Consider the following 7,548-nt stretch of genomic DNA (forward strand, 5'->3'; position numbering starts at 1 on the left):
GAACGCACTGAACCATACAGGTCCGGGCGGGCTTCCTTCAAACCGCTCGCAGGTGTGCGGCCAGTCCGCGCCGGCCGGCCCGCATCATCGCCGCGTGGTTGAGGCGGAAGACGGGCCGGGCGGGTACGGCGAGCAGGCGCAGCAGTCGCTTGCGGACGTCGACCTCCTGCTCGTAGTGGGCGAGACATCCGTGGTCTCCGAGACTGGTGACGGTCCAGCGGGCCCAGCCGTCGATGTCGCCGGACAGGCCCGCCTCCAGGACACCGGTCTCCCGGTCGCGCCGGCCCTCCCGCACGGTGGAGGTCAGGTCGTACGGCAGGAGGGAGCGGATGGTGACGATCCCGCTGGTGTCGTCGAGCCGGGTGACCTCGCGCACCTGGGGCCACCACAGGGGGTAGTCCTCGATCCGTTCCAGTGCGCCGTACACCGTCGCGGCGGGCGCGGACAGGGTCCACAGACTGCGGAAGCGGTAATGGTTCCAGTCCATGTACGGAGTGTGCCCGCCCGCGCCCGGGATGTGCGGTTACGGCATCCGGTCTCCGAGCAGTGCCAGGTTCTCTATGGCGGCGAGGCCGTAGAGGGCGGTGTCGTTGGTGGAGACCCAGGTGGCCTCGCCGCCCGCGACCAGGGCGGCCGGTCCGCTGACCTTCTCGGTCTTCCAGGGGGCCGATTCCTTGTAGCCGTCGGAGTCGTAGAACTTCCGCCAGGCCCGACGGGCGAGTTCGTCGTCGCCGGTCCGTACGGCGGCGTAGGCGTCGAGCCGGGAGTGGCCCTGGAAGAGGATGAGGCTGCCGAAGTCGGTGCCGTAGCGCGCGGCCTGTTCGGCCTTGCTCGCGTTGAAGTAGCGGCAGTAGTCGTAGTAGGCCTCTTCGAAGTCGGGCATGTCGACGAGGTCGATGAGTTCGGCGCACAGTTCGTTGAGGCCGAAGACGGCCGAGAGGTGGGAGACCTCGACCTTCGGGGTGCCGGCGACGGCGAACCGGCCGGTGTCGAGGTCGTACAGGGCGCTGCCCTGGACGAAGCCGTTGGGCTGGGCGGCGATGGTCTCCATGGTGGAGAGCACGCGGGCCTTGGCCTTCTCCCACTTGGGGCCCCTGCGTTCCCATTCGGTGAGCCAGGCGGAGACCAGTCCGCTCCAGTCGGTGCCGAAGCCGATGGACAGGGCGTTGCGGTCGGGTGTGTAGGGCTCGGTGCGGATCTTGCGGAGGGGGTCGAGGGCGAGGAAGGTCTCGTCGGAGTCGACGCACGCGTGCATGAGGTCGCCGACGCGTTCGTCGGCGGTGAGGAAGTAGTAGTAGCGGCGGTAGGTGGTGTTGGCGATGCGCTGCTGTTTGGCGCTGTCGGCGTAGTGCTGGACGCCGTGGCGGGTGCCGAGGCCGGCCCACCGGCCGAGGTGGTAGACGTCGACCTCGCCGGTGTGGCGGGTCATGGCCTCGGCGAAGCGGAAGATGTCGGCGCGGCCGGAGCGCAGGTACGCGTACCAGAGCCACAGGTCGGGTGAGAGTTCGGAGTTGTCCCAGGCGTAGCCGCCGACGTCGTAGCGCCACTGGTGCCGGACGGTGTCGTAGGTGTGCATGATGTCGCCGTAGTCCCAGAAGCCGTACCAGCGGCGCTGCTCCACCTGGTCCTTGTAGTAGGTGAAGAGGAAGTCGAGGTGGTCCTCGATCCTGGCCTTGGCCGGTGTGGAGCGGTCGGGTTCGGCGTACAGGCCCTTGCCGAAGACGCCGGCGCGGATGAGCTGCTTCGGCGGGGCGGCGAGTTGCGGGAGGACCCGTACGGCTTTGACCTGTTCGGCGAGTGCCTCGGCGGCGGGGGTGGACGCGTTGGCCCAGAAGAGGAGTTCGGAGGTGCGGGCGATGCCGTAGGGGGTGCCGAATCCGGGTTCGTAGTCCTCGTAGGTGATGTTGAGGCCTTCGAGCTGTTCGGGGAAGGTGTCCTGGTTCATGCCGTCGTGGTAGAAGCGCAGGTCCATGGGCTGCGCCTCGGGCGACCAGAGCCACAGGGTGACTTCGGCCCGGTCGGTGTGGGCGTCGCGGATGTCGAGCTGTGCGGGGTACTTCTCCCAGAAGTCGCGCAGGCCGAAGGAGAGGCCGCCGCTGACGCCTCCGACGTAGCCGAACCCGGAGGCGCGCCGGCCGCCGCCGGCGCCGATCCAGCCGTGGCCCTTCTTGGTGCGCTTGCGCAGGGTGAAGCCGTCGGCGGAGAGCTGGGAGAGGGTGTAGTCGCCCCATTCGGGGACGTACTGGAGGCGGGTGGTGACCCGCTGGTCCCAGGTGGCGGGGTCGGGCAGTTTCCCGCCGGCGAACTGGGCCGCCTGGACGGCGGCGCCGGGGTCGCGGCGCAGTCCGGTGATGCCCTTGACGGCCTCGCGCAGCAGGCCGGTGCCTTCGCCGCCGATGCGGATGTGACGGTCGTAGGACTCGTCGCGCAGGGGCACGGTGAAGCGGACGCCGAGGCCGCGGACGAAGTCGCCGCTCGCCCTGCCCGGTTCCTGCTTCCCGTCGAAGGTGATGGTGTGCACCATGCGGAAGGAGTCGGCGCCCGCGTAGAAGTAGAGGCGGATGGAGAAGGGCAGCAGGTCACGGCGGCCCCTGCGGTGCTTTCCGTCGATGCGGACGACCGCGCGGACGGGTCCCTCCTGCTCGACGGTGACGTCAGAGACGGTTCCGTCGAAGCGCTCGGTCTTCACGGTGCTCCGGTCGCCGTCCTCGAGCTCGGGTTGGCGCAGCAGGACGAGACGGCCGTCGCGGGCGATCTCGGTGGAGCCGCGGGTGACCGACTTGACGAGGGTGGTGCCGGAGGTGGCGATCCGGGCGGTGATGACCCCGGTGGAGACGTCGATGGTGCCGCCGCGCCTGGTGACGGTGGCCTTCTTCTCGGGTGCGGCGGGTGTCCCGGCGGTCAGGGTGAGCGCGCCGGAGCCGGAGCCGACGGCGTGGGCGGTCCATTTGAGGGAGCCGTCGGGCCAGTGGGCGAGGGGCCAGGACTGGACGGGGACGGGTTTTCCGCCGGCGTCGGTGAGGGCGAAGGTCTGGTTCTCCCGGTGGGCGCCCCTGGGCCAGGGCACGCCGACGGTGGAGCCGGGGGCCGCGCCGAGGCCGCCGTCCTCCAGCCAGTCCAGGGTGACGGGGCCGGGGTCCGCGCCGGCGGTCCCGGCGCGGGGTGCCGCAGCGGCGGGCTGTGCTCCGAGGGCCCGGCCGGCCTGGGTGGCGGCTCCGGCGACGGCGGCCGCCTTGAGCAGGGTTCTGCGGGGGATGGGGGGCATGGCCTTTCCTTTCCGTTGCGGGGTGCAAGGTGATGTCAAGGGCATGACAGAACAAGCGGCGACGCCGGAGCACCGGCCCCCGTGGGAGGGGTGTCGCCGGTCAGCGGTGCCGGTGGCGCTCCTCCACGGCGACGGCCGCCGCCGCGGCGGCCCCCAGCACGGGAACCGCCAGCGGCGGGACGAATCCCGCGGACAGGGCCACCACGGCCAGACCGCAGACGATCAGGAAGGACCCGGCCGGGTCGAGCACGGTCCGCCGCCCGGCGTCCGCGAGCGACGCCCGCCAGGAGGTGCCGGGCGCCCAGACGGCGGCCGCGCGCAGCAGGGCCACGGCGGCCCCGATCAGTGCGAAGACGCCGACGGCGCCGGCGAACGGCCCGCCGGGGAGCCCGGCGCGGGCGGCGAGGACGTCCACCCACACCGCGCCGGCCACGGCCCACCCGGCGAGCCCGACGATCCACCCGCCGCGCAGGGCCGTACGGAAGTCCCGGACGAACTCCCGCAGGCCACCGCCGCGGTGGGTGGTGCGGCGCCGGAGGTGACGGGCGCCCGCGGCGAAGGCGGCGGGGTAGGTGACCACCCCGAGACAGGCCACGGCGATCCACACCCCGGTCAGCAGGCACTCGGCGAAGACCGCGAAGCGCTCGCCGAAGACGGACTCCCCGCGGGTGGTACGTGCCTTCGCGCGTGCTCGCGCCATGACGACCGCCTCAGCCCTTCAGTCCGGAGGTCGCCATGCCGTCGATGAGATGGCGCTGGAAGGCCATGAAGAAGGCGATGACCGGCACCAGCGCCACCAGCGACATCGCGATCATGCTGCCGTAGTCGGAGATGCCCTCCTGGTCGCGGAACATCATCAGGCCGAGCGACACCGTGTACTTCTCGGGGGTGTTGAGATAGATCAGCGGACCCATGAAGTCGTTCCAGGCGTTAATGAAGGTGAAGATCGCGCTGGTGATGATCGCGGGCCGGCTCAGTGGCAGCACGACCGACCAGTAGGTGCGCAGGTGCCCGCAGCCGTCGAGCTTGGCGGCCTCGTCCAGTTCCCTGGGCAGTCCGCGCATGAACTGCACCATCAGGAAGACGAAGAAGGCCTCCGTGGCCAGGAACCTGCCCGCGACGAGCGGCACGAGGGTGTCGGTGAGCCCGAGGTTGCGGAAGAGCACGTACTGCGGGATGAGCAGGACGTGGTACGGCAGCAGCAGCGTGCCGATCATCAGCGTGAAGAGCAGGTTCCGCCCGGCGAACCGGATCTTGGCGAACGCGTAGGCGGTGAGCGAGCTGGACAGGACGACGCCGGCCACGGCGAGGACCGCGTACATCAGCGAGTTCCAGAAGAAGCTGCTGACGGAGATGCCGGAGATGCCGTCGGCGAGGCCGGAGAAGTTCTCCCATACCGGCTTGGCCGGCAGCAGGTCGAGGCTGGCGATGATGTCCTTGCTCGGTTTGAACGAGGCACCGACCACCCAGATCACGGGGTAGAGGACCACCGCGAGGACGGCGACGGCGCCCACGTGCCAGGCGATCGATCCGCGGCGCCGCCGCTCGCTCGCGGCGGGCAGGGCGGAACTGGTGGCACTGGTCACTTGGCGGCCTCCTCGTAGTGCACCCACTTCTTCTGCGACCAGAACAGGACCGCCGTGACGAGGGCCACCGCGATCACCAGCGTCCACGCCATCGCGGAGGCGAAGCCCATCTGGGCCTCCTTGAAGCCCTTCTGGTAGAGGTAGCAGGTGTAGACGAGGGTGGCGTCGGCGGGCCCGCACCGGGTGTCGGAGACGACGTAGGCGGAGCCGAACACCTGGAACGCGTGGATGGACTCCAGCAGCACGTTGAAGAACAGCACCGGGGAGATCATCGGCAGCGTGATGTTCCAGAACCGGCGCAGCGGGCCGGCCCCGTCCACCTCGGCGGCCTCGTACAGCTCCTGGGGCACCTGCTTGAGGCCGGCCAGGAAGATGACCATGGGGGCGCCGAACTGCCAGATGCTCAGGGCCACCAGGGAGTAGATGACGTAGTCGGGGTTGCCGATCCAGCCGCCGACGTCGAGGCCGAAGATCTTCTGGGTGCGGTCCACGACCGCGTCGTCGGAGAACAGCGCCCGCCACACGAAGCCGACGGAGACGCTGGCGCCGATGAGCGAGGGCATGTAGAACGCGGCCCGGTACAGGCCCTGTCCGCGCCGCTTCTGCGCGAGGAGCAGTGCGACGCCGAGCGCGAGCAGCAGTTTCAGGGGGGTCGCCACGACCACGTACGTGAGGGTGACCTCCACCGACTTCTGCCAGCGCGGGTCCTGGAACATCGTCGTGAAGTTGTCCAGGCCGATCCACTGCGGCGGCGTGAACAGGTTGTAGCTGGTGAACGCGTAGTACAGCGACGCGATCATCGGCCCCGCCGTGAGCAGCAGGAACCCCGCGATCCACGGCGACATGAAGAGATAGCCGGCGAGGTTCTCGCGGCGCCGGCCGCGCCGCCCGGCCGCGGGAGCGGCGGGCCGCTGCCCGGCCGGGCGCGCGGGCGCTTCCTTGACGAGCGTCATGGTGGTACGTCCCCTCAGCCGGCGAACGCGGCCTTGGCCTCGCTGAACAGTGCCTTGGCGGCGTCGGCCGGCTTGGTCTTGCCCTGGGCGACCTCGCCGCCGATGCGCAGGAACGCCGCCTCGATGACGTCGGCGCCCGACGGGTGCGGGGTGATCCTGCCGAGGACGCCGGCCGCGGCGACCTCTTCCTCGTAGGCCGCGACACCCTTGTTGTTGGGGTCGGTGGGCTTGAACGCCTCGTACTGTTCGGTGGTGGCGAGGAGACCTCGGTCGTAGCCCATGATCTCGCCGACCCCGGGGTCGTGGACCATGAAGTCGATGAACTGGGCGACTTCCTCGGGGTGCTTGGTGCCGGAGAAACCGCTCAGCATCAGCGAACCGAGGTACTGGCCGGTGTTCTTGCCGTCCGTGGTGGGAATCGGCGCGAGGCCGTAATCCGACTCGCCCTCCCCCTCGTAGCGGATGGAGAAGTTGTCCCAGGTGAACTCGGACGCCGCGAGGCCGGCCGAGAGCGCGGACTTGGGCTTGACCTGCTCGACCTTTTTCGGGTCGGCGACGAGTCCGGACCTCACCCTCTTGTAGCCGTCCTCCCACCACTGCGTCAGTTCGTCCTGGGTGAAGCCGAGATCGGTGTCCGTGAAAAAGGCCTTGCCGTTCTGGCGGAGGTAGAGGTCGTACAGGTACATGATGCTGAAGTAGCCCGTGTCTCCGGCGATCTTCAGCTTGTCCTGGATCGTCTGCAGCGCGTCGAAGTACTCGTCCCAGGTCCAGCCGAACCTGGCTTCCACCCCGGCCTTTTCGAATGCCTTGAGGTCGATGACGAGCGCCATCGTGTTGGCGCCGACGGGGACGGCGATCTGCTTGCCGTCGACCTGACCGTTCGCCAGGACGCCGTTGCGGAAGTTCTCCAGGCTCAGATTCCCCGCGTCCGCCTGCGTCTTGAGGTCCAGCAGAACACCACGCTTGTCGTACTTGCGCAGGAATCCGACCGCATTCTGGAAAACGTCCGGCGGATTACCGCCGGAGGCCTGGGTCTGGAACTTCTCCCAGAAGGCCTCGTAGTCGGTGAATTCCGGCTTGACCTTGATCTTCGGGAACTTCTTCTCGAAGAGCGCGATCGTCTTCCTGATGGCGATGGTGCGCGGCTCCCCGCCCCACCAGGCGTAACGGATCGTCACCGTCCCGTTCCCCGATCCGCTGCCGCCGCCGCAGGCGGTGGCCGTCGCGCCGAGTCCCGCGACGGCCAGCGAGGCGCCCGCCGCTTTGAGGATCGTGCGCCTCTCCACATTCCTGCCCTGCTGCATATGAGCCTCCCCGCGACGTTCGCGTCCGCCTCATGAATCGTTTCAAGTAAGCGCTTGCTGGCACAAGTTACGGAGGGCCCACGGGCACGTCAATGATTCGGACAGGAATTCATCGGCGACCGGGCTGCGCCGAGGCGGCGGCAGTCTCGTCCGAAGGGCCCGGCGGAACCGGGGATACCCAGGTCGGCGCCTCGCGGCCGACGGGCCGAACGCCATGGAGCCGGCCGGGGCGGACCCGCGGGGAGGTCACGGTTGGATGAAGGCGAGCGGAAGCGGAACGGCCTGGCGGGGCCGGGACGGACGCGCCGGCCCACGAAGCAGAACGGCCCGGCTCACGCTTGGTGAGCCGGGCCGTCCCATGATCCGGTGGGCGATACTGGGTTCGAACCAGTGACCTCTTCGGTGTGAACGAAGCGCTCTCCCACTGAGCTAATCGCCCG

Annotated in this window: 6 protein-coding genes and 1 tRNA gene; all 7 read right to left on the reverse strand. The window is 69.4% G+C overall.

Going from position 1 to position 7,548, the window contains the following annotated elements; translation table 11 throughout:
• Positions 1 to 37: 37 nt before the first annotated feature.
• The gene (locus IE172_RS28040; protein ID WP_190100112.1) at positions 38 to 487 is read right to left on the reverse strand and encodes an SRPBCC family protein; all 450 of its coding nucleotides are present in this window, start codon (positions 485 to 487) and stop codon (positions 38 to 40) included.
• 36 nt (positions 488 to 523) lie between these two features.
• Positions 524 to 3,265 (reverse strand): exo-rhamnogalacturonan lyase family protein, encoded by a 2,742-nt coding sequence (locus tag IE172_RS28045; RefSeq protein WP_190100113.1) that lies wholly within the window; start codon positions 3,263 to 3,265, stop codon positions 524 to 526.
• Positions 3,266 to 3,365: 100 nt separating this feature from the next.
• Positions 3,366 to 3,965, reverse strand: coding sequence for a hypothetical protein (locus IE172_RS28050; RefSeq protein WP_190100114.1), 600 nt, complete (start codon positions 3,963 to 3,965; stop codon positions 3,366 to 3,368).
• A gap of 10 nt (positions 3,966 to 3,975) precedes the next feature.
• Positions 3,976 to 4,851 carry a carbohydrate ABC transporter permease gene (locus tag IE172_RS28055; RefSeq protein ID WP_190100115.1) on the reverse strand — a complete coding sequence of 292 codons (876 nt, stop codon included), beginning with the start codon at positions 4,849 to 4,851 and terminating at the stop codon, positions 3,976 to 3,978.
• Entirely contained in the window at positions 4,848 to 5,804 is a 957-nt protein-coding gene (locus IE172_RS28060; protein WP_190100116.1) for a carbohydrate ABC transporter permease, read from the reverse strand. The genes IE172_RS28055 and IE172_RS28060 overlap by 4 nt, the downstream gene beginning before the upstream one ends.
• A 14-nt stretch (positions 5,805 to 5,818) precedes the next feature.
• Positions 5,819 to 7,108 (reverse strand): ABC transporter substrate-binding protein, encoded by a 1,290-nt coding sequence (locus IE172_RS28065; protein WP_190100117.1) that lies wholly within the window; start codon positions 7,106 to 7,108, stop codon positions 5,819 to 5,821.
• A 367-nt stretch (positions 7,109 to 7,475) separates the two neighbouring features.
• A tRNA-Val gene (locus IE172_RS28070) sits at positions 7,476 to 7,547 on the reverse strand.
• Between the last annotated feature and the right edge of the window lies 1 nt (position 7,548).

The organism is Streptomyces griseoflavus, assembly GCF_014649995.1.
Lineage (GTDB): Bacteria > Actinomycetota > Actinomycetes > Streptomycetales > Streptomycetaceae > Streptomyces > Streptomyces griseoflavus.

Bases quoted from the DNA above. Each gene is read 5' to 3' on its own strand.
- IE172_RS28050 (WP_190100114.1), bottom strand. From the start codon at position 3,965: ATGGCGCGAGCACGCGCGAAGGCACGTACCACCCGCGGGGAGTCCGTC.
- IE172_RS28045 (WP_190100113.1), bottom strand. From the start codon at position 3,265: ATGCCCCCCATCCCCCGCAGAACCCTGCTCAAGGCGGCCGCCGTCGCC.
- IE172_RS28040 (WP_190100112.1), bottom strand. From the start codon at position 487: ATGGACTGGAACCATTACCGCTTCCGCAGTCTGTGGACCCTGTCCGCG.
- IE172_RS28060 (WP_190100116.1), bottom strand. From the start codon at position 5,804: ATGACGCTCGTCAAGGAAGCGCCCGCGCGCCCGGCCGGGCAGCGGCCC.
- IE172_RS28065 (WP_190100117.1), bottom strand. From the start codon at position 7,108: ATGCAGCAGGGCAGGAATGTGGAGAGGCGCACGATCCTCAAAGCGGCG.